Source organism: Streptomyces sp. NPDC041940 (assembly GCF_055589465.1).
In genome coordinates this window covers 163,671-183,715 of record NZ_JBVJBP010000018.1, presented here as the reverse complement: position 1 = coordinate 183,715, position 20,045 = coordinate 163,671, and the positions used below count along the sequence as shown (strand labels likewise).

Annotated in this window: 14 protein-coding genes and 1 pseudogene; 6 read left to right on the top strand and 9 right to left on the bottom strand. The window is 69.6% G+C overall.

The window, feature by feature from the left end; translation table 11 throughout:
* Nucleotides 1–129 precede the first annotated feature (129 nt).
* Together ACZ6I3_RS27720 and ACZ6I3_RS27715 are read left to right on the top strand one after the other, a co-directional pair.
* Nucleotides 130–3,357 carry an RHS repeat-associated core domain-containing protein gene (locus ACZ6I3_RS27720; protein ID WP_469418264.1) on the top strand — a complete coding sequence of 1,076 codons (3,228 nt, stop codon included), beginning with the start codon at nt 130–132 and terminating at the stop codon, nt 3,355–3,357.
* Between the two features lie 62 nt (nt 3,358–3,419).
* Nucleotides 3,420–3,632 (top strand): hypothetical protein, encoded by a 213-nt coding sequence (locus ACZ6I3_RS27715; protein ID WP_469418250.1) that lies wholly within the window; start codon nt 3,420–3,422, stop codon nt 3,630–3,632.
* Between the two features lie 84 nt (nt 3,633–3,716).
* Here the strand turns inward: ACZ6I3_RS27715 and ACZ6I3_RS27710 are convergent, their stop codons facing one another.
* The 5 genes from ACZ6I3_RS27710 to ACZ6I3_RS27690 all read right to left on the bottom strand — a co-directional run bounded on the left by ACZ6I3_RS27710 (nt 3,717) and on the right by ACZ6I3_RS27690 (nt 7,742).
* Entirely contained in the window at nt 3,717–4,007 is a 291-nt protein-coding gene (locus ACZ6I3_RS27710) for a hypothetical protein (protein WP_469418248.1), read from the bottom strand.
* Between the two features lie 20 nt (nt 4,008–4,027).
* Nucleotides 4,028–4,981 (bottom strand): hypothetical protein, encoded by a 954-nt coding sequence (locus ACZ6I3_RS27705; RefSeq protein ID WP_469418247.1) that lies wholly within the window; start codon nt 4,979–4,981, stop codon nt 4,028–4,030.
* Between the two features lie 93 nt (nt 4,982–5,074).
* A complete protein-coding gene (locus ACZ6I3_RS27700) occupies nt 5,075–5,872 on the bottom strand; it encodes an AfsR/SARP family transcriptional regulator (protein ID WP_469418246.1) in 798 nt (265 codons plus the stop codon).
* A 30-nt stretch (nt 5,873–5,902) separates the two neighbouring features.
* On the bottom strand, nt 5,903–6,937 hold the full coding sequence (locus ACZ6I3_RS27695) for a ferritin-like domain-containing protein (RefSeq protein ID WP_469418244.1): 1,035 nt from the start codon (nt 6,935–6,937) through the stop codon (nt 5,903–5,905).
* Between the two features lie 64 nt (nt 6,938–7,001).
* Nucleotides 7,002–7,742, bottom strand: coding sequence for an AfsR/SARP family transcriptional regulator (locus ACZ6I3_RS27690; protein WP_469418243.1), 741 nt, complete (start codon nt 7,740–7,742; stop codon nt 7,002–7,004).
* A gap of 315 nt (nt 7,743–8,057) precedes the next feature.
* Between ACZ6I3_RS27690 and ACZ6I3_RS27685 the strand changes: the two genes are divergently transcribed.
* Both ACZ6I3_RS27685 and ACZ6I3_RS27680 read left to right on the top strand, forming a co-directional pair.
* Entirely contained in the window at nt 8,058–10,868 is a 2,811-nt protein-coding gene (locus tag ACZ6I3_RS27685; protein WP_469418242.1) for a hypothetical protein, read from the top strand.
* Nucleotides 10,865–15,016 carry a hypothetical protein gene (locus tag ACZ6I3_RS27680; RefSeq protein WP_469418241.1) on the top strand — a complete coding sequence of 1,384 codons (4,152 nt, stop codon included), beginning with the start codon at nt 10,865–10,867 and terminating at the stop codon, nt 15,014–15,016. Before ACZ6I3_RS27685 ends, ACZ6I3_RS27680 begins: the two co-directional genes overlap by 4 nt.
* Nucleotides 15,017–15,044: 28 nt before the next feature.
* On the opposite strand, the gene ACZ6I3_RS27675 is transcribed toward ACZ6I3_RS27680, so the two are convergent.
* The 3 genes from ACZ6I3_RS27675 to ACZ6I3_RS27665 form a co-directional block, all read right to left on the bottom strand.
* The gene (locus tag ACZ6I3_RS27675; protein WP_469418240.1) at nt 15,045–15,887 is read right to left on the bottom strand and encodes a S8 family serine peptidase; all 843 of its coding nucleotides are present in this window, start codon (nt 15,885–15,887) and stop codon (nt 15,045–15,047) included.
* A gap of 320 nt (nt 15,888–16,207) precedes the next feature.
* Complete coding sequence (locus ACZ6I3_RS27670) at nt 16,208–17,041, bottom strand: cyanobactin maturation protease PatG family protein (protein WP_469418238.1); 834 nt, start codon at nt 17,039–17,041, stop codon at nt 16,208–16,210.
* 36 nt (nt 17,042–17,077) lie between these two features.
* Nucleotides 17,078–17,287: a hypothetical protein gene (locus ACZ6I3_RS27665; RefSeq protein WP_469418236.1), complete on the bottom strand. Its 210-nt coding sequence runs from the start codon at nt 17,285–17,287 to the stop codon at nt 17,078–17,080.
* A 27-nt stretch (nt 17,288–17,314) separates the two neighbouring features.
* Between ACZ6I3_RS27665 and ACZ6I3_RS27660 the strand changes: the two are divergent.
* Nucleotides 17,315–17,556 (top strand): annotated as a pseudogene (locus ACZ6I3_RS27660) (hypothetical protein); the annotation flags it as partial.
* Between the two features lie 82 nt (nt 17,557–17,638).
* On the opposite strand, the gene ACZ6I3_RS27655 reads toward ACZ6I3_RS27660, so the two are convergent.
* Nucleotides 17,639–18,469: a DUF4394 domain-containing protein gene (locus tag ACZ6I3_RS27655; protein WP_469418263.1), complete on the bottom strand. Its 831-nt coding sequence runs from the start codon at nt 18,467–18,469 to the stop codon at nt 17,639–17,641.
* 288 nt (nt 18,470–18,757) lie between these two features.
* On the opposite strand from ACZ6I3_RS27655, the gene ACZ6I3_RS27650 reads away from it, so the two are divergent.
* Nucleotides 18,758–20,002 (top strand): PucR family transcriptional regulator, encoded by a 1,245-nt coding sequence (locus ACZ6I3_RS27650; protein WP_469418235.1) that lies wholly within the window; start codon nt 18,758–18,760, stop codon nt 20,000–20,002.
* Nucleotides 20,003–20,045: the final 43 nt, after the last annotated feature.

Sequence of the window (20,045 nt, the reverse complement as noted above, 5' to 3'; positions counted from 1 at the left end):
CCCCCCCCCCCCCCCCCCCCTCCCCCCCCCCCCCCCCCCCCCCCCCCCCCCCCCCCCCCCCCCCCCCCCCCCCCCCCCCCCCCCCCCCCCCCCCCGGCACCCGGTCTGGCGGCCACACCGAAGCCGGAGCTGCCGGAGCCGGAGAGTCCGTGGACGAAGCCGACCAAGGTAGAAGCTCCCGCGACGCCGGCCGGATCGGTCAAGGCACCGGAGTCCCAGGCGGAGGCCGACCCGTCGGCGGAGGTCGCCGCGTGGCGGGCGGCGCAGCAGGCCCGTACGGGCGGCAAGGCCGGCGCCGAGCGTGCAGGGGCCGCTGCCGAGGCGGTGCCGTTCGTTCCCGAGGGGCAGGGCGAGGTGCCCTGGCACCGCATCATTGACACGCGTCTGAACGATGCGCTGGTGGCGAGGGTGAATGTCTCCGACGGCAACCTCATGCTCGCCGCGACCGATTTCGACATCGCCGGCGTCGGTCAGAAGCTCCAGCTCACCCGCACCTACAACTCCCTGGAAGCGCCGTGGGGGAAGCTGTCGCAGCGCTGGTGGCAGGCGTACGAGCGCTACCTCCACGCCGGCGACGGCGAGGTGGTCGTCTACGACGCCACCGGCGACGCCCTGCGCTTCAAGGAGACGTCCACCGGCGGCTACACCACGCCGACGGGCTACTCCAAGGACCTGAAGAAGAACGCGGACGGCACCTACACCCTCACCGACCGCAAGTCGGGCACGAAAGACACCTACAACGCGCACGGCACCCTGACGAAGGTCACGGACAAGAACGACGGCACGATCACCATCGACCAGCACGACGAGGGCAGCGAGCACAAGGGCTTCAAACTCACCGAGACCCGCTCGGGCCGGTGGATCGACCTGGTGAAGACGGACGCCAGCCAGTGGCAGGCCAAGGACCACACGGGCCGCACGGCCGTGTTCGACCTGGACCCGGCCGGCAACCTGGCGAAGGTCACCGACACCGACGGCAAGGCCACTGCCTACGCGTACGACTCCTCACGGCGCCTGACCAAGGTGACCACCCCCGAGGGCACCGTCACCCTGTTCACCTACGACGACCACAACCGCGTCACCTCCATGCAGCGCGCCACCGAGTTCTCCGGCGGCGGTCACACAGGTCCGACCTGGCGCTACGACTACACGGCAGCCACCCCGGCCGACGCGGGAACCACGACAGTGACCGACCCCGACGGCGACACCACCAAGTACCTGCACAACGCGGACGGAGAGGTCACCAAGGTCACCGACCCCCTCGATCACTCGCGCCACTCCAAGTACACCAACCACCTGGTGCAGAGCGCGATCGACGCCATGGGCACGGGCGCGGACGGCACGGGCGGCAACACCACCACCTACGGCTGGGACGGCCGCAACAACACCATCTCCCAGAAGCTCCCGCTCGGGGCGACGGCTTCCGTGACGGCGTACCAGACGATCGCCGGCACCGACCTGCCGAACGACTTCACCACCGCGGACGGCCGCAAGGACACCTTCAAGTACGACACCAACGGCAACACCATGTCGGTGACCACCTCGGGCACCGCCGGCGGAAGCCGCGAGTACACGTACAACAAGGACACCCCGACCTGTGGCGGCTTCGAGGGCCAGCGCTGCACGGCGAAGGACGGCAACAGCAAGGTCACCTCGTTCGCGTACGACGACAAGGGCAACCTCAAGACCGTCACCCCGCCGGCGCCGCTGGGCAAGATGGAGTACACCTACGACCCGCTGGGCCGGGTGGAGACCGTCACGGACGGGCGCGGTATCAAGACCGTCTACGTCTACGACAACCGCGACCGCGTGACGAAGGTGTCCTCCACCAACGCCACGGTCACCTACTCCTACGACGGCGACGGCAACGTCACCTCCCGCACCGACGCCTCAGGCTCCACGGGCTGGACCTACGACAAGCTCAACCGCGAAAGCGTCCGCACCCTGCAGAACGGCGCCCAGACGGCGCTGGCCTACACCCCGGGCGGCGAGGTCGACCACTACACCGACCCGACGGGCAAGACCGACTACACGTGGGACAAGGCCGGCCGCCTGGACTACCTGACCGCCCCGGACGGCAAGAAGACCGACTTCGACCACAACAACAACGACAAGCGCACCAAGACCGTCTACCCCGGCGGCACCACCCAGTCGACGACGATCGACAAGAACGGCCGCCCCGAGGCCATCAAGACCACCTCGGGCTCGACCACGCTGGTCGACCTGGCGTACGGCTACAAGAACACCGCGGGCAAGGACACCACCAAGATCCGCACCCGCACCGACAACCTCACCAAGTACAAGACCACCTACGACTACGACTCCCAGGACCGCCTGCGCTACGCCCTGGAAGCCGACTCCGCAGGCGCCCGCAAGGCGTCGTGGCTCTACTGCTGGGACAAGGCCGGCAACCTCACCAGCCAGGACGGCACCAAGAGCGCCTGTCCCGGCGGCACCACCTACACCCACAACGACGCCTCCCAGTTGACCGGCAAGAACGGCTCCACCGCAGGCTGGTCCCACGACAAGCTCGGCAACGAGACCTCCGGCGCGAGCGCCACCGCCCGAACGAACGAGACCTGGACGGACTACAGCCAGCTCTCCTCCAGCACCGCGGGCGGCAAGTCCTACGACCTGGTCCACGCGGGCACGACCAACTCCGAGCGCACCAAGCTGGGTTCGACCTGGTTCCACCACACCGCGCTCGGTCTGGCCTCCACGACCGCCAACGGCGTCGACACCGGATTCATCCGCGAACCTGCGGGCACCTTGAACTCCATGACGACTGGGGGGAAGTCCTACTACTACCTCACCGACGCCACGGGCAACGTCCTCGGCCTGGTCGACGACGCGGGCAAGCGCAGCCACACCTATGCCTACGGCCCCACGGGCCTGCCCCGCGGCACGACCACCGAGGCAGTCCCCCAGCCCCACCGCTACACCGGTGCCTACCTCGACCCGACGGGGCTGTACAAGATGGGGCACCGCTACTACGACCCGTCCCTCGGCCGCTTCACCCAGCCTGACCCCTCCGGCCAGGAGGCGAATCCCTACCTGTACGCGGGCGGCGACCCCGTCAATCAGGCCGACCCCAGCGGCCTCGGGCTGGTGGATGCACTGGGCGTCGTCGGAGACGGCCTCACAGGTCTCGCGCATCTTGCTCAAGGCGACACCCGAGCGCTGTGGGGCGACGTCGCCGGAGTAGTGGTCGGAGGGCTTGCGGGAGCCGCGTGCGGAACGGCGGTCGCCGCCTCGGCGCCGGCGACCCTGGGAGGCTCCTTGGGCGCCGCCGCCGGATGCTACGCGATCTCCTGGAGCGCCGGGCAGATCGCCGGCAACGCTGTGAGCGGGGGCTAGAGACGTAATTCTTCTGCGGGGTGTCCATTGCCCCGCCACAGGGCCACAGGAAGGATATGCAGATGCCGAATGTCGGATGGTCGTTGGAGCAACGCGCGGCTGTGAAGAGGTGGATGCTCTTTGCCTCTGTGTTCGCTGTCGCCGGAGTGATTCTCTCGATATTCCTGATCGCGGCGGGTAACTCCGGAGGCTGGGTCGTTCTTGGCATGACCGTTTGCATCTTCGGAGCCCTCTACCTGTTCATCGGAAACATCGCGAAGAAGCAGCCGCGCTGAAGTGATCAGCGTGCCTGTGCCGAGCCCCTCCCGCCGGCGTGGGAGGGGCTCGGCCACGACTGGTCTGGGTCAGAGCAACGCTCCTCAGCGCTCGTCCGGTGTCGAGGGGTGTGCGTCGGACGTCGGGCCATCGGAGGTGGGCCCATCGAGCGCCCGCAGGGTCCGCTGGAGTTCGGCGACGGCCCGCTCCTTCTCCGCGTCCGTCAGGCGAGGATCCGTGCGGATCATGTCGATCCTGCCCTGCACGAAGGCCCGCTCGGCGGCGAGATCCCGGGGAGTCCGACGGGACTTACGGGCGAACTCCTCGCGCCGGTCCCCGGGCGGTCCCGCGGGCCCGTCAGCGTCCGGCGGAGTGCGCGGCGGAGGTTCGGACATGTCGGTCGACTCCCGCGGGATCAGCTCCTGACCGCGAAGTTGTAGTTGGGGTCGAGGAATTCGACGCGGAAGCCGACGTTGCCGTTGTGAACGAAGCTCTGGTTGGGCGTGAGCAGCCCCCAGGGGCCCCAGTTGCCGCTGACGTCCCGCGTGCAGATGGAGGCACCGAGGGTCCCCATGGGCCGGGTGCCCGAGTAGAAGGGCTGGAAGGTCTCCACGATGGGCCCCCAGTTCCCGAACGTGCTCTTCGCTGTCTGCTGGGCCAGCGTCGCCGCGTAGTCGAACTGGTAGATGACGTCGTGGCGGTTATGGACATGGTTGTAGAGCTGCGCGATGTTGGTCCACCTCCCGGGCGACGACTCCGCAGTCGTGATCGTGACACCGATGACCTGTCGGGGCAGACCATGCGAATTCACAGTCCTGCGGTACTCGCCCAAGTACGACCAGGGCACCTCCAGCTGCGGTTGGACTGGAGCGTTCTGCGCCCAGTCCCACACGCAGAGGGTCGGCGTGGTCTGCGCGTAGTAGGCGACGAACACTTCCAGCCCCTTGACCGCGCGGTTCATGGCTGTCAGGTACAGGAAGTTGTTGACGTTGCCTCCCGGGGTGTCGGGGCAGATGATGTCCCAGCCCAGCGAGGTGCCTGTCGCGAAGGCCCGCTTGAACGTTTGGTAGTAGAGGAAGCCGTAGCCGAGACGGGTCGGCACCGGCTGTTCCGTGACGCCGAAGTGCTTCTCGAACTGCTCGGCCAGGGCGGACGCCATGTGGTCGCGCTCTTCGAGATCCATGTCCGGGTCGGTCCTCGCCATGTGGAGCCTGCTCTGCAGAAACCCCCGCTGGAGGGCTTCCGCGTTCTCGTTGGGATATTCCCTGCTGAGGTGCGCGAACCTCTCGCGCTCGTCCCCCGGCTCGCCCGGCATGTCCGGTCCGATGATGCGGAACGGTGCGGAGGCGTCGACATACGTAGTGGTCATGGGAGGTTCACCTGCCCTGGGGCCATTGACATGGATGACTATGGAGTGCGGGGCAGACCACCCGGCCGTAGGTGCGGGGCGGTTCCGTCCCACTCACCGACGATAGGGGGCGCGCGTCACTCCAGCGTCATCACACCGCCATCCGTCCACCGGGCGGTCCCGGGGCGGCGGACCCACGCCGACGGCCGGCGGGAGCATCCGGGTGAACAGCGGTGAGGGCGGGACGCCGAGTTCCTCGCGCAGTACCCGGCAGAAGGCGCGGTAGTGCCGCACCGCCTCGTTCACGTTGCCCTCGGCGAGATGCGCGGCGACTACCGCCCGGTGCGCGCTCTCCCGCATCGGTTCGCTTCGTACGCTCATCAGCGCGGTCTCCAGGGCGAGCGCGTGCCGCCCCTCCTGTGCCAGGTGGTGGGCCAGCGCGTCGAGAGCGTGCAGGCGCAACTGCCGCAGCCGTTCCCGTTCGAACAGGGCCCAGTCGTCGTCCCAGCCGGGCAGTAGTTCTCCCTCACCGAACAAGACCGTCGGCACCGGCTCGTCGCGCGGCTCCCCGGACGAGCGCACCAGGCGCAGCGCCGTCTCGGCGAGCTCATGGGCGTCCACGGTCACGGAGTCGACGATCGACACGGTGTTTCCGCTGCAGGTGACAAGCGCCCGGTCGCCATGTGGCAGTTTGCACAGGGTGCTGCGCAGGCTGCCCCGGGCGTGCGCCTCGGTCGCCTCCGGCCACAGTGTCCCCGCGAGGAGCGTCCGGCTGACGCAGGAGCGCAGTCCCAGGAAGGCCAGCAGACGTTGCGCGTTCCCGCACAGATTCACCGCCTGGCCGCCGTTCACCAGCCGGAACTGACCGAGCAGCCGGAGGCGGGGGGAGGAAGGTGATTCCGAGCAAGCCATCGTCCCTCTCAGAGGATGAGGCAGGGAGCTTCACGGCGCCACGTAGCGAAACTCCGGTCCGTAGGTCTTGCCGCTGTCGTCGGGAAGCGCGCGTTTCATCAGCTCGCGAGCGGGTGCCCGCAACGTGAACATCTTTGTCTCAGCCTCGCCGAGCAGGTCCGGATCGCCTTGCCTCCAGGTCTCCTCGAGAATGCCCAGCAAGGCGCTGTAGGCACGGTTGAACTTGTCGAGGAGGGCCGTCACATCGGCAGCGGGCACGTCAGGTCCCGTCCGTGGCCAGCCTCCCTGAGGGACGACGCCCATGGGCAGACGCTCCGGCAACGGGACCACCGTCGTCGAGTCTCCCCATTTGTGTCCTTGCGCGATCTCCATGAAGGCGTAGTAGTGGGCGAGCTCGCCCCTTGCCAACGGGTACGGGTTCTCGGGCGACGCGGATGTGCCCTCTCCCTGCTCCTTGATGACCGTGATGGCCGACTCGACGTCACCGAGCGTCCTGAGTGCCTCGAGGCTGTTTCCCGAACCGTGGTGCGTCATGTCCCTGGTCACTTGCCGGTCGCCGGTGATGAGCCGGGGGTTCGCGCGCAGAGCGTCCAGGATCGCGGTGTAGAAGGCGCCGATCGAGGGGAAGGCCGCGGAGTCCGCCTGCGTGACCGGGGCTTCGGGCTCCTCGACACTCGCGTACATCTTGGCCGATGCCGTCGTCAGGCCGCTCAGGTAGACCGTGAGCTCGGGGCGTACCCCGCCGGGCAGCGGGCCCGGGTACACCGGCACCAGCGCCTCGTCGGCGAGGCGGGGGGTACCGCCGATCGTGGTGAGCAGATTGCACGCGATACCGAGATGCGACATCTCGTCGAAGACGATCGTGCGCAGGGTGCCGAAGACCTGGTTGCCGCCGCCGGGGACCTTGATCGACCACCAGCCGCACAGATACGGGGGAAGGGTGGCGAGCTCCAGGAGGATCGCCTGTTGCAATGCCTTGTGCAGCCAGTTGGTGTCCCGCTGTTCCGCGGGCTGCCGCATCAAATCGACGATCAGGCTGCTTTGGGCATACTGAACAGCGTTCACCGTCGGCCTCCTTCCGGACGGGTTGCCCCGTCCTCGATCGTCGGTCCGTGCCGTCATCCCATCGTCATCGCCGTTGTTCTCGGCTCCGTCCGAGAGGGATCATCCGCGTGAACCGGGGGGACGGCTCACTCCCGAGCTCCGTGCGCAGCAGGTGCCGGAACGCCTCGTAGTGCCGGAGCGCTTCGATCAGGTTGCCCTCGGTGAGATGTGCCGAGACCACCGCCCGATGCGGGGCCTCGCGGAGCGGTTCGACGCGGATGCTGGCCAGCGCGGCTTCCAAGGCCAGGGCGGGCATGTCGTGCCGGGCAAGCCTCTCCGCCCGGGTGTCGAGTGCTTGCAGGCGCAGCCGACGCAGCCATTCCCGTTCCAGCACGACCCAGTCGTCGTCCCAGTCGGGCAGCAGATCGCCCCGGTCGAGAAACCCGGTCAGCGGAGGATCGGCATGAAGGGGATCGCGGCCCTGGATGATGGCGAGTGCGGTCCGGGCGAGGGTGCGGGTGTCCACTCTCACGCCGTGGCCGAGGATGAGCGACTCCTGCGTGCAGTGGACGAGTTCGGCCTCGTGGCCGTCGCCACTCAGGCGCCACAGGGCTGTCCGTAGGCTTCCGCGGGCGTGTGTTTCGGTCGCGTCCGGCCAGAGGGTCTGCGCGATCACAGAGCGGCAGACCCGCCGGCGGAGTCCGACGAGAGCCAGGAGACGCTGGGCGTTGCCGCACAGTGGCACGGGCTCGCCGTGAAGCTCCAGGCGGAACTGGCCCAGGAGCCGGAGGTCGGTGTGCTGTGGAGGTGAGGGGGAGGGATTCATTCGCTGTCCCTGCGGGCTGTGTCGCGAGGCCGAGGGCCTGTGTTTCACCGCCGCACTCATCATAAGTCGGCTCGCCGGGGCAGGCCTGTTGTCGCGCCCGGGCCGACAGCTGACCAACTACGAGACGTGGTGTCGAGGTTGACCCGGGCCGACCCCGGCCGCCAGTGGTTGATGGGGCACATACCGGTCGGTCAATTGTCTACTGGCAGGCCCGTGATGACGGTGAAATACTGACAAAGGGGTATGTACTGCCCGGTTGGGTTCCATAGATCACGGGAGCTGGTGCCGATGTGCGCCGCCGCCTCAGGGACGCCCATGGACGGGACCACCGTCACCTTCCTCCGCCGTGAGGACATGCTCGTCCTGGACTTCACCTTCTCCAACATCTCCCGATCGGGTACTGCGGGCGCTGTCCTCCTCGGCCCCACGACGCCCGGCACCGCAGGAACGATCACCGCCCGCTTCCCGCCGCAGGCCGCCCTGGAGGAGGCCACGCTCCTGGCGGTGGCGTCCACCGACACCAAACGGGTGCGGTACTCCGGCGAGAGCACCGTCGCCCTGCGCGTACCTCCGGGCACGTCCGTGCCGTTCACCGCGGAGGGGCTGCTGTCCTGGGCCGCGCTCCAGCCCGTCCAGGCGGGCACCGTACTCGAATGCGTCTGGGGTCTCTTCTTCGGTCCCGCCTCCGCCGACCTCGTGTGGCGGCACGTGACCGCCCCTGTCACGGGCAGCTCCGGGGCCACCGGCATCTGGCACACCCGGATCGCCCCCGCGTCCGCGCCGCAGTACGAGGGTGGCCCGGTGGGCCTGGTGGGAGTCGCGTCGCCCCGGGGCGGGCAACCTTTCACCAGCTCGCTCTCCGCACCCCACCGAACACAGATCCACAACGCCGCCGGCGCCCGGCCGGTGACAGCCAACGGCGTCGTGCTCTCCGCGCTCGGCGCCAACGTCGACCTGTCCGGGGACTGGAAGGACTTCCCGGTGTTCGGCATCACCGGCTACCGCCACCGTTCGGCGGGCGGCCGGGACATCGTGGTCCAGGTCGACGAACGCGGCTTCCTGCTGCCGTTCGGATTCCCCGTCCAGGTCACCACCCGCACCGAGCGACGGCTCGACTACGGACTCGTCCAGTCGATCCGGCTGACCGTGCTGAAGCCCGAGATCACCTACGAGGGCATCGCCGCCCTTCCCAACGGCGGCCGGGCCTTCCCCTTTGCCCGGGTCCGGGTCGACCAGCCGATCGACACCGAGATCTCCATCGGGACTCCGCTCGAACGGGTCGGCTACTGGGTGCATCGGGCCGACGCGCCCGCCACGGCGCTGCCCTTCGCCCTCAGCGCAGACGACCGGCTCGGCCACCGTGTCCACTTCACCGCCCCACTCGTCTTCATCCGGGGGGACTTCGCCTACGGCGGCCTGAGCGGCCCGCTCGCCTCGTACGAAAACATCGCCAAGAACCTTCCGCTGCCTGCCACCGGCCGCCTCGCACTCGCCCCCGACAGCGTCACGACTGACGAGAAGTCCACGGTCGACATCGCCGAACTGCGGGTCGGAGCCGAACCGGCCCAGGCCACCTCCGCCCAGCTCATGGCCGCCGGACGGCTGGCCGCACACCCTCGGCTGCTCTCCGTCGGCGCCCGGATCCCGGCCCTGGACGCCCTCGCGCCCCCGCCCGCCGGAACCGCGGTCAGCGCCGCAGCGCCCCCCGCCGTCACCGGCACCGTCCACCAGCTGAAGCTGTACGACAAGTACGTGACCGGCGGCCTCGCCGCCACCCGCCAGGTCTACGCGAGCCTGCCGAAGGCCGCCGACTTCGCACCACCACCCGCCGCCTCCGGCGCCGTGGCCGCACTCGGTCTGCCGGTGACCGGACTCTCCACCACCACCGGGCTTGTCGGCGGGAAACTGGACACCGTCGCCGCCGGACAGTTCGACCCGGGCACGTACTTCAAACCGCCCGCGGGCGTCGGCGATCTGCCCACCCGGCTGCTCGGGGTGATCGACCTGACGAAGCTGGTCGAGCCGGGACCCGTCGGGGCGGGCGACGGCACCAGCACCCCGAAGATCGTCACCACCGTCGAACACGGGCAGGGGGCCGGCAAGCCGCCGACCGCCGTCCGGACCGAGATGACCTGGCGCCCCAGGATCAGGGTCACCACCATCGGGCCGCTGACGACGACCCGGTCCGACAGCCTCGACATCAGGTCCACCAGCGTCTCCGGGTTCGGCGGCTCCGCGTCGACCGCCGAGGTCCGCGGCGAACTGCGGGATTTCAGGCTCAGCTTCGCCGGCATCCTCTCCATCGATTTCCGGCGGATGGCCTTCACCGGTAAGCCGGGCACCACCCCCGACCTCGACGTCAAGATCGGCAGCGTCGGTTTCGACGGAGACCTCCGCTTCCTCGACAAGCTCCGCGAATACCTGCCGTCGCCCGTCGGCGGACCCCGCGTCAACGTGGACCTCAAGGGAGTCGAGGTCGGCTACGGACTCGCCGTACCGACCGTGGGCGCCGGGGTGTTCCTGCTCCAGAACCTGGCCCTGTCCATCAGGGTTCGGCTCCCGTTCGACGGCACGGCCGTGCGCACCACCTTCGGCGTCTCCTCCCGTGACCACCCCTTCCTCGTCACCGTCTCCCTCCTCGGCGGCGGCGGATTCTTCTCCCTCACCGTCGAATCCGGCAAGGTCACCGCCCTGGAAGCCCAACTGGAGTTCGGCGCGGCCGCCGCCCTCGACCTGGGCGTCGCCAGCGGCTCGGTCTCCATCACCGCCGGGGTGTACCTCAAACTGGACCACGGCGCGAGCCTGCTGGAGGGCTTCCTGCGGGCCGTCGGAGCCCTCGACGTCCTCGGCATCATCAGTGTCTCCGTCGAGTTCTACCTTTCCCTGAGGACGACCGAAGTCCCCAAGAACCCGGCGAATCCGAGCGGCCCGAAACGCAAGGAGATCATCGGCTACGCCGTGGTGACGGTCCGCGTACGCGTCGCCTTCTTCTCCCAGTCCGTCAGCCTGCCGATGGAGCGCCGGTTCGGCGGCGGGGGAGACCCCTCGTACAGCGATGCCTTTCCCACCCAGAACGCGTGGAGCAAGAGGTGCGCCGCCTTCGCCGCCCTGGAGGACGCGTCATGATCAAGCAGACCCTGGTGTGGACCCTGCTGCCCGACCCGGCGGCCTCCCTGACCGCCGCCGGGACGACCCAGCTGTCCCTCGTCCTCAGCATCCGGCTCTCGAACGACGAGGGCAGCCCACCCGGCACCGCCGTCCTCCCTCTCTCCCGCTACACCCAGATCGCCGCCTTCCCCACCCTGAACTTCCAACCGCTGACGGTGATCGTCAAGAAGGCGAACAACACCTCCATCACCCCCGTTGCCACCTTCGTCGACGACCCGCCGGACCCCGCGCTCTGGCAGGCGCTCTTCCCCGGGTCGCTGCTCGTCGAGCCCTTCGTCTTCGCCCAGCACGCGACGACGGCCCTCGTCCAGTCCTATCCCGCCGCGAGGGTGGAAGCGGCCCTGGCCGACGTCTACACCCGCCTCCTCGCCGGTGTCGTCGACGCCGCCGCCCGGGATTCCGACGAGGATCAGTACGGCTCCGCCGACGGACCCCGGGACGGCCCGGACTGGGAGACGGTCGAACGGCTGGTCCGGCGCGTCGGCGCCCCCGAAAGCTCGGACCCCGACATCGAGGCGCTCCGCCACGAACTGCTGCGTACGGGAGCCGTTGAGGACGACGACGCACGCGACGGTGAAGGCTGGGCCCGGCTCGCGGAGTTCCACCGCCCCATGGCGCCCACGGCCCGCGAACTCACCCGCATGGGCCCCGGCACGCCGAGCCCGCACGAATTCCACGCCCTGCTCGCCGCACTCGCCGACCACCCGACACTGATGGTCCCCCTCGGGCTGGTCCGCCGCTTCACCCTCTCGCTCCCCACGGACCTGAACGAGCCCGTCACCATCCAGGCCGTACCGCACTCGCTCCAGTTCATCCAGAGCTACCGGCCACGGACCCGCTGCTTCACCCGCAACGGGAAACTCACCCTCGCCCGCCCCGACGGCACCTCGGGCTCCCTCTTCCTGCCGCTGAACGACAGCAGCGTCTACACCCCGATCGACGTCGACCTCGACGCGGGCGGACTCGCCCTCCAGAACTACGCCCAGGCCCTGACGTCCCTGCCCCGCGACGAACCCCCACCCGAGATCAAGCCACCCTCGCTGCGCTCCGCGGGCATCTTCGTCGCCGAGGCGAACCGCCAGGTCACCTTTCAGAAGATCCTCGACGTCGTCGCCGCCATCGACGAGGACCTCAAGAACGGCGGCGAGGGCGACGCGAAGACCCTGGACGCGTCCACCGTCCAGCAGGGGATCCGGGTGGACGTCCACGACGCCGGCTCGAACCGCTGGTACCCCCTCTGCCGCCGTGAGGGGAAGTACACCGTCGACGACTACGGCACCCTGCCCATCAAGGACGAGGGCTGTGTCACCGACGCCATCGCCCGCGGCGCCGACGAGGACGGCAACGACACGGGGCGCCTCACCCAGGCCATCTTCCGCTGGAACAACTGGAGCCTGGTCACCGCCCCCCACGGCAGGACCATCGGCGTCGACGGCCAAGTGACCGACCCAGGGCCGGAGACGAACCCCGCCCTGCCCTTCGCGGCCGCCATCAGCTGCCCCGACAACACCCTGCCGGCACTCCGCTTCGGCCGCACCTACCGTTTCCGCGCCCGGCTGGTCGACCTCGCGGGCCGCAGCGCTCCCTGTACCCCCGCCCCCGTATCGGGCGAACCGGCCACCGTTCCCCTTCGGTTCTCCCGCTACGATCCGGTGCCCGCGCCCGTCATGGTGCTCCGCCGTCCTGTCACCGCGGGTGAGTCCCCGGTCGACCTGGTCGTCCGGACCGACAACGCCGACCCCGTCGCCCCCGCCGCCGGGCCCACCTGCGAGCGGCATCTGCTCGCGCCGAAGGTCTCCGTGGAAATGGCGGAACGGCACGGGGTGCTCGACCTCGCCGCGGGACACCGGCCCGACCCGGCCGTCCACACCCTGCTGACGAAGTACGACGGCGGGAAGGTCACCGGCACCCCCGACCCGGGTGCGGGCGGCAGCCCCTACAAGGACACCGACACGATCGAACTCCCATGGCTGCCCGACCCGTTGTGCCGGGGCGCCGCCCTGCGCGGCGTACCGGGCACCCCCGAACTGCTCACCACCTGGCCCGCCGGGGGCGCCGGCTGGTACCAGCGGCTGCCGATGCGGCTGATCATCGAGGCCGGGCCGATCGGGAGCACCCAGTCCACGGCGGTCGCCGACGCCGGCACCAGGACGATCCGCGTGAAGCTGCGTCCGGCCGCGTCCTTCCCCGCCGTACTCAGCTCGATGCTGGCGCCGGGCGACGAGGACCTGCTGGGTCAGTGGCGGTGGTTCACCGAGCGGGTGAGGGCGGCCGAGGAGACCGACGGCGACCCGGGCGCGGGCCCGGACACCGGCACGGGCACCGGTTACGACGCCCGGACCGGACCGGCCACCAGTGCCGCCGGCTTCGAAGGCGCCGAATCCGACGTCCACGAACTCCTCGCGGACGCCGCGAACACCACACCCGAGCGGTTCGGGCCCGCCGGGAGCAGCGAGCGGGACGACAGCATCTCCGCTCTGTCCGCCGCCGACCGCGAAGCCGCCCTCCGGGCCGTCCTCGCGGGCCGGATCGGACAGCTCACCCCGACGACCGGGCTGACGATGGTCCACGCGGTCCGCTGCCCCATCACCCCGCCGGCCTTCGTGGGCCCGCGCGTCCTGCGGGAGCCCGCACAGACCGTGTACGCCCTCGACGAGACCACGATGGCCGTCCACGGCGCCTCCACCCTCACCGTGCACACCCAGGCGTCGTGGACCGAGTACTCCGACCTGACCGGCGACGGACTGGTGAAGTCCGCGGCATCGGCCGTGCTCCGCCCGGAGACCGACTCCCTCGGCGCCCCCGGCGGCCCGGCGCTGACCAAGATGCCGTTCCGGAGCCGTCACGACCCGGGGGACACCCGCCACAGGCTCATCACCTACACCCCCGTCGGCGCGTCGCGCTTCGTGCCGTACTTCACCCAGCGTCGTACGGTCGTCCTCAACGGCACCACGCCCGCGCAGATCGCCCGGGCCTTCGTCCCGGGCACTGCCGTCGTACGGGCCGCCGTCCCGGCGCTCAACGCCGACGGCACGCCGGCCGGCCCCGGGGTGACGTATCGCGTCGGTACGGATGTGACCGTGAACGACGACAAGGGCGAGGTGGCCAGGATCGCCAACGGGGCGATCACGAACGGCGCTTCGGTGGACGTGTCGTACGTCGTGCCACCCGTCACCCGCACCGGACCGTCGGTCACACTCCACGTGCCGTCGACCGTACGGCCTCCGGCGCCCGTGGTGCACTCGGTGGTGCCCGCCTTCGCCTGGCAGCGGACCACCGCGGGCAACGCCACCACCAGCATTCGCAAGGAGGGCACGGTCCGGGTCCATCTCAAGCGGCCCTGGTATCTCACCGGGGAGGGCGAACTCCTCGGGGTCCGGGTCGTCGACGCCACGACCTCGATCGACCCGTCCGTACAGAAATGGGCCACCGCCTGGGGCCGTGACCCGATCCGGGACAAGGGCGACGCGCCCGTCATGGCGTACCCCACCCCGGCGAACGTGGACGAGCGCGCGGTCGACGTACGCCTCGACCAGGGTCACGCACTCGGCTTCCCCGTCGACTACGACCAGCAGCGGCACCTGTGGTACGCGGACGTACGGTTCAAGGGGGACACCCTCTACCAGCCCTTCGTCCATCTGATGGTGGTCCGGCTCCAGCCCGACTCGCTGACGGTCCCCGAAGACCTGCGGGCGTCCCCCGTGGTCGACGCCGGCTGGGTCCAGCTCCCCGCCTACCGGCGCGCCAAGATCGTCGTCGGTGGAACGGCGGCGGGTTCGCCGGTGAAGGTGTCGGTCGTGGCACCGGAGCCGCCGCCCGGACGGGACGGCCTGACGTCCGAGTTCACCGTGGGCGTGCAGTTCCGCAGTCCGCTGCTGCCCGACGACGCCGGCTGGATGGACATCGACACCGCGCCGCCCGTGCGGATGAACCGCGAGCCGGGGTTCGGGCCGGTCGGGGTGTGGACCAGAGAGGTCAAGCTTCCCGCGGCCGTGGGATCCCGGCCGATGCGCGTGGTGGTACGGGAGTACGACGTCCTCCCCGAAAGCCCGGAGCCGGGCCGGACGACGCGCCGCATCTCCTACCTCGACACGATCCCCATCTGACCCTGCTCCCCGAGGTCACGCCGAGAGGTCACGCCGACAGGTCGCGCAGCACGTCGAACGCGTACGCCGCGTCGAGCAGCGGGGGGACCACGGACGTACGGCGTGCCGGGGGCCGAGGCCGGGTGACCGCGTTCCGTACTGCTTCGGCCGGGGCGCCCGGGAAGAGGGACCAGAGCAGCGCCACGGCGCCGGTGACGACGGGCGCGGCGGCACTGGTACCGGACAGACCGCGGGCGAGTGCTGGTGCTGTCAGACCATGGCGGCCGATCGCCCGGCCCAGCGTCGATGTGCGCAGCAGTCGGCCGCCGTCGTCACACGCGACCACCGGGATCACCCAGGGGTGGCGGACGAGCGGGGGGCCGCCGAGCTCGCCGTCGTTGCCCGCCGCGGCGATGACGAGAACCCCGCGACGGCGGGCCAGTTCGACGGCGTCGAGCAGCATCCGGACACCGGAGGCGTCCGCGTGGCCCGCGGACGGGAGGCGTACGAGCGCCAGACTCAGATTGACCACCCGGGCACCGGCGGCGACGACATCGGCCAGCGCGTCGGCCAGGTCGGGCGGCGTGGCGGGCGGGACGTCGACTCCGGGGACAGGACGTACGACGAAGGAACAGCCCGGACAGATACCGGGCGTGGGGGCGGTGGGCCGGGCTGCGAGTGCCGAGAGGACGAGCGTCCCATGGCCCGGGGGAGCGCCCGTGTCCCGGGCGGGGGCCGGGGCACCGACGAACCGTACGGGCTGCAGCGCCAGATCCGGGTGGCCGGGGTCGACGGCTCCGTCGACCACCCCGACCACGACATCGGGACGTCCGGAGGTGTGTTCCGTGAGGGCGGACAGATGGGCCGGTCCCGGGGGCCCGGTCAGTCGCACGTGGGCTTGACCCTCACCGGATGCGATGACGTCTCGTTCCCCTCGCAGTCCAGACAGGTCTCGACCTCCACGGTCGTTCCGAAGTCGTCGCAGTATCGTTTCGTGGTGCAATGCGGAACGCAGAGGCATCTGGTCATGCAGCGGCTCCGGCACTTCTGGCACTGGGGCTGGGTCCAGGAGTTCTTGCACGCACTGGCGCACTCGTGTTTGCACTCGAACGAGCAAGTGGCGTAGTCGACCTGAGCGGGGAAAACGCCGTAGGCGCCGCGCACACTCGATTCGGCGGTGAATCCGGGAATGGTCACCGCGATCACCTCAGCTCAGAGGCTCGGCCCGAGACGGGTCAGCAGGTAGGGGTTCATATAACGGGTGGAGACCAGTACGGAGTACCTCTCCGTGAGGTCGGTGGTGCGGCTCGTGTAGGACAAGGTGAAGCTCATGACACCCTGGTCGCCTCCGACCGTCGATGGGCGGACCGTGATCGAGGTCAGCGCGTAGTCGTCCGCGAACGCCTCGAAGGTCTTCAGATACACGGCCTCGTACCGGCAGGCCACGAAGTTCGCGGCGCGGTCCTCGGGCGTGGCACCCGCGTTCTCCGTGATCTGGAGGATTTTGGTCAGCACTTCGTCGGCGGTGGCCCGGAAGCGTTTTGCCGGCATGCCGTCCGGCTTCTCGATCGCCTTGAACAGTGCGGGGCGGTCGAAGGAGTAGAGCTGGTGGAACTCCAGGACCGGCAGATCGGGCCCGGAGCAGGAGTCGGCCGCAGCGAGGGGATCGCGCACTCCGACCATCACATCGAGATCGAGCGGGGTGGGAGCGGGCCGGACGGCCGCGATCAGCTTGTCGTAGTCGTCCGAGTAGCGTGGCACGACGTCATACGTGTCCACTCCCTGGATCGTGAGGACGTACCGCATCTGCCGGGCCAGGTAACGGTTTTCGGGCCGGGCGAGCACCTCATGCAGAACCTCGTCCGTCGTCAGCCCTTTGGTGTTCGTCACTCCCACGACCTGGGTGAACTCCTTCTCGACCCCGGGGTCGCGGAACCGGGCGCCGATCTGCCCGATGGCGAATACGTAGGGATGCTGGTGGCCGTGGGCCATTCCTGCGGCCGGTGGCGGAGCCGCCGCCTCCGGCGTCACGGTGTCGTCGCTCATGGTGGCTCCCGGTGTCCCGTCGGCCGGCCGCGTGCGTCAGCGGCGCCGCTTGGAGAAGGTGACCCATTCGTTCATCCGCCGGGCCCGGCGGGCACAGTTGTCGCACGGGCCTACGCCCACGGCGTTCGTCGCCCTGCCCACCAGGTCGCCGAGGCCGATCTCGTCCTCTCGGACGAACCCGGGGAGACGGAGGTCGTGGCGCGCCCGCTGGTCGCGCTTCTGCCGTTCGTCGCGCTCCCGGCCCATGTCCGGTGCTCCTGACGTCGATCCCCTGTGCCTTTTCATTGTCCGCCGCGCGACAATGCCCCGCATCCGGAGGGGATCGAGGCCGTCCTGGCGGCGAAATTCCAGGTGTTGTCGCCGCATCTGGACGAGCGTCGGCGTCGCCTGGGCATCGGGGCGGAAGCAAGGTCGTTGGGCCATGGGGCATCAGGCTCGTCGCCGCTCCAGCCGGGGTCCGGGAGGGCACGGTCTCGCACGGGATGGCTGAACTGAATTCCGGCCAGCAGCCGTTGTCGACCCGAAACCCTGCGTCCTCGATGGTGGCGCCGGTTCGCCGCGGACCGGCGGTGGCCGGGCCGCGGCGCGGGCCGGCGATCAGGATCCCGTGAGGGAGATGGCCAGGTCCGTGATGTTCAGCGGGAACTGGCCGATGGAGGTGGCCTGGCCGGTGAAGACGTTGATGCCGTACAGCGAGGGGGTGCCGGCGCCGTACGGGGTGAGGGAGGCGAACGCGGCGTTGTCGACCGTCTTCCCGCCGGACAGGGTGCTGTAGATGTCCATGCCGGCGTTGATTCCGGCATCGATGCCGAGGCTGCCGGTCGGGGCGAGCGTGCCGTTGTTCGCCGGGGACTGGAGGACGACCTGGTCCGTGGTCGTGTTGATGTCGACGAGCGTGGTCGCGGTGGCCGCGTTGAGGTCGTTGTTCGTGTAGGCGGCGGCCGAGACGCCCTTGGTCGTGCCCTCGATCGGCGGGGTGGTGAGGTTCAGGTCCTGGATGGTGCTGTGGTCGTTGAGGTTGTGCCGCAGGTTCTGGCCGTTGTCACTGATCACACGCAGGCGGTCGGCCGCCGGGTTGAAGTCGACGCCGAAGTTCGCGCCGTTCAGCGCGTACTGGAGCTGGGAGACCTTGGTGACCAGGACGTCCCCGGTGCCCGACGGGGTCTTGATCGTGTAGATGCCGCCCTTGTTGCCGACGCCGTACATCAGACCGTTCTGCACCCGGAAGTCGATCCCGATCAGGCCGGTGTCGCCGCTGAGGCCGGTGACGGCCCTGACCCAGTCGAGGATCTGCGGCCGGTCGGTCGTGAACGTGGCCATCAGGGTGCCGTCGCCGCTGATGCCGAAGGCGCGCAGGCTGGGCGTGGCGGCGGGGGCGGCCGAGCCGGTGCCGGGTGCGCCGAGCATGAGCGCCGTCGATGTGACCATGACCGCGACCGCCGCCATGATTCTCTTTCTCGTGTCTGCTGTCATCGGAGTTTTCCTCCCGTTTGGGTGAGCGCCATTCGAGGCAGTCATGCCGAAGGCGGTTCTCATTAAGGCCGTTTCACAGTTCCTCCACAAGCAGAAGGGCTGACGGAAACACCCTGATCCGGGAATTTTGCGCACTGTGATAAAAGCCTTGTCGATACACCTGCCACCGTTTTGTGCGGAGTGATGAACGCCGTCCGGATCTCCCCTGTCGGCCCGCTTGTCCTGAATGGCATGCTCGCGTTCATGGGGAGCCTCTTCGCCGAGCTGGCCCGGCAGGCGTCGACCAACGCCCGTCGTGAGGTCGAGGTGTACACACGTGAGATCCCGGAGTTCGGGTTCCTGGACAAGGACTCCCGGGCGCGGGCCGAGACGCTGGAACACTCGATGTGGTTCCGGCGTCGTACCGTCGAACTCTCGCCTGACAACAGCGAGTTGAGCGGAGGCGATCTCGGCTACATCGCGTCGATGGGGGAGCTGCGGGCAGGTGCCGGGATGTCCCTCGACGCGCGGCAGCGGGTGCTCCGCGTGCACACCGCCCTCATGCTGCGTGAGATCAACGAGGCGACCGAGGCCCAGCGTGGCGGCGGCGTCGACGAACTCATGCGCATGATGACCTGGTTCGCCCCCCAGGGCGAACGAGGCATCGCCTCCTACCGCCAGGGATTCGTGCGCGTACTGCGCCGCCGAATGCCGTACACCGAGCAGGTGGCCCTGCTGACCCGGTCATTGCTGAAGGGAGATCCGATTTCGGCGGAACTCGCCGCGGCCGTCGAGATGGAACTGCCGGACCGCTACGCGGTGACGGTTTTTCGGATTCCGGACCGGCCCGCCATCGATCGTTTCCTGGAAAGCGAGATCGGGGCGCTCGTGAAGAGCCACCGAGCGCCGGTCATGTGGGGACCGGAGGGCGGCGACGGAAGCGGTGAGCTGATCGCCCTGCTTCCGCTGTTCTCCGGCCCCGAGGCAGCCGGAAGCGCACCGCCGCACGCTGTTCCCGACCTCTTGCCCGACCTCACCCCCGGCCACCTGCCGGACCTCGTTCAGGACGTCGCCCAGGCTCTCGGCCGCCCCTGCGCCGTCGGAATGTCCGTCGCACCACTGCCGGAGCTGGCCGATGCTCTGGACCGCGCCCGCCGGATCAGCCGGGCAGCCCCGCCGCGCCGGGCATCCGCCCGGCTGCGGCCGCACACCCTGGCCGATGTCTTCGTCGAACTCGCCGTCGCAGACGTGCCACTCGTCGACGACTGGCTCCGCACACTGGCCCGCGGCCTGGAGACCGGCCCCGACCTCCTCACCACCCTCGACGCGTACTACCGACACGACATGCACCGCGGTGCCACGGCGACCGCGCTCAACGTCCACACCCGCACCCTGGACTACCGCCTGCGCCGGGTCCGTGAGCTCACGGGCATCGACCCCGGATCGACACGAGGCGTGCGCACCCTCAGTGCCGTGGTCACCCGGCACCTGTCGGGAGCATGGCGCTGAAACGCGTCGGGCGCGCCGGACCGGTGACGGTCCACGGGTCTCG

What these genes read in the sequence shown, in the direction of transcription:
- ACZ6I3_RS27650 (WP_469418235.1), top strand. Translation starts at nt 18,758, where the DNA reads ATGGGGAGCCTCTTCGCCGAGCTGGCCCGGCAGGCGTCGACCAACGCC.
- ACZ6I3_RS27710 (WP_469418248.1), bottom strand. Translation starts at nt 4,007, where the DNA reads ATGTCCGAACCTCCGCCGCGCACTCCGCCGGACGCTGACGGGCCCGCG.
- ACZ6I3_RS27685 (WP_469418242.1), top strand. Translation starts at nt 8,058, where the DNA reads ATGGACGGGACCACCGTCACCTTCCTCCGCCGTGAGGACATGCTCGTC.
- ACZ6I3_RS27665 (WP_469418236.1), bottom strand. Translation starts at nt 17,287, where the DNA reads ATGGGCCGGGAGCGCGACGAACGGCAGAAGCGCGACCAGCGGGCGCGC.
- ACZ6I3_RS27655 (WP_469418263.1), bottom strand. Translation starts at nt 18,469, where the DNA reads ATGGTCACATCGACGGCGCTCATGCTCGGCGCACCCGGCACCGGCTCG.
- ACZ6I3_RS27690 (WP_469418243.1), bottom strand. Translation starts at nt 7,742, where the DNA reads ATGAATCCCTCCCCCTCACCTCCACAGCACACCGACCTCCGGCTCCTG.
- ACZ6I3_RS27705 (WP_469418247.1), bottom strand. Translation starts at nt 4,981, where the DNA reads ATGACCACTACGTATGTCGACGCCTCCGCACCGTTCCGCATCATCGGA.
- ACZ6I3_RS27700 (WP_469418246.1), bottom strand. Translation starts at nt 5,872, where the DNA reads ATGGCTTGCTCGGAATCACCTTCCTCCCCCCGCCTCCGGCTGCTCGGT.
- ACZ6I3_RS27680 (WP_469418241.1), top strand. Translation starts at nt 10,865, where the DNA reads ATGATCAAGCAGACCCTGGTGTGGACCCTGCTGCCCGACCCGGCGGCC.
- ACZ6I3_RS27670 (WP_469418238.1), bottom strand. Translation starts at nt 17,041, where the DNA reads ATGAGCGACGACACCGTGACGCCGGAGGCGGCGGCTCCGCCACCGGCC.
- ACZ6I3_RS27715 (WP_469418250.1), top strand. Translation starts at nt 3,420, where the DNA reads ATGCCGAATGTCGGATGGTCGTTGGAGCAACGCGCGGCTGTGAAGAGG.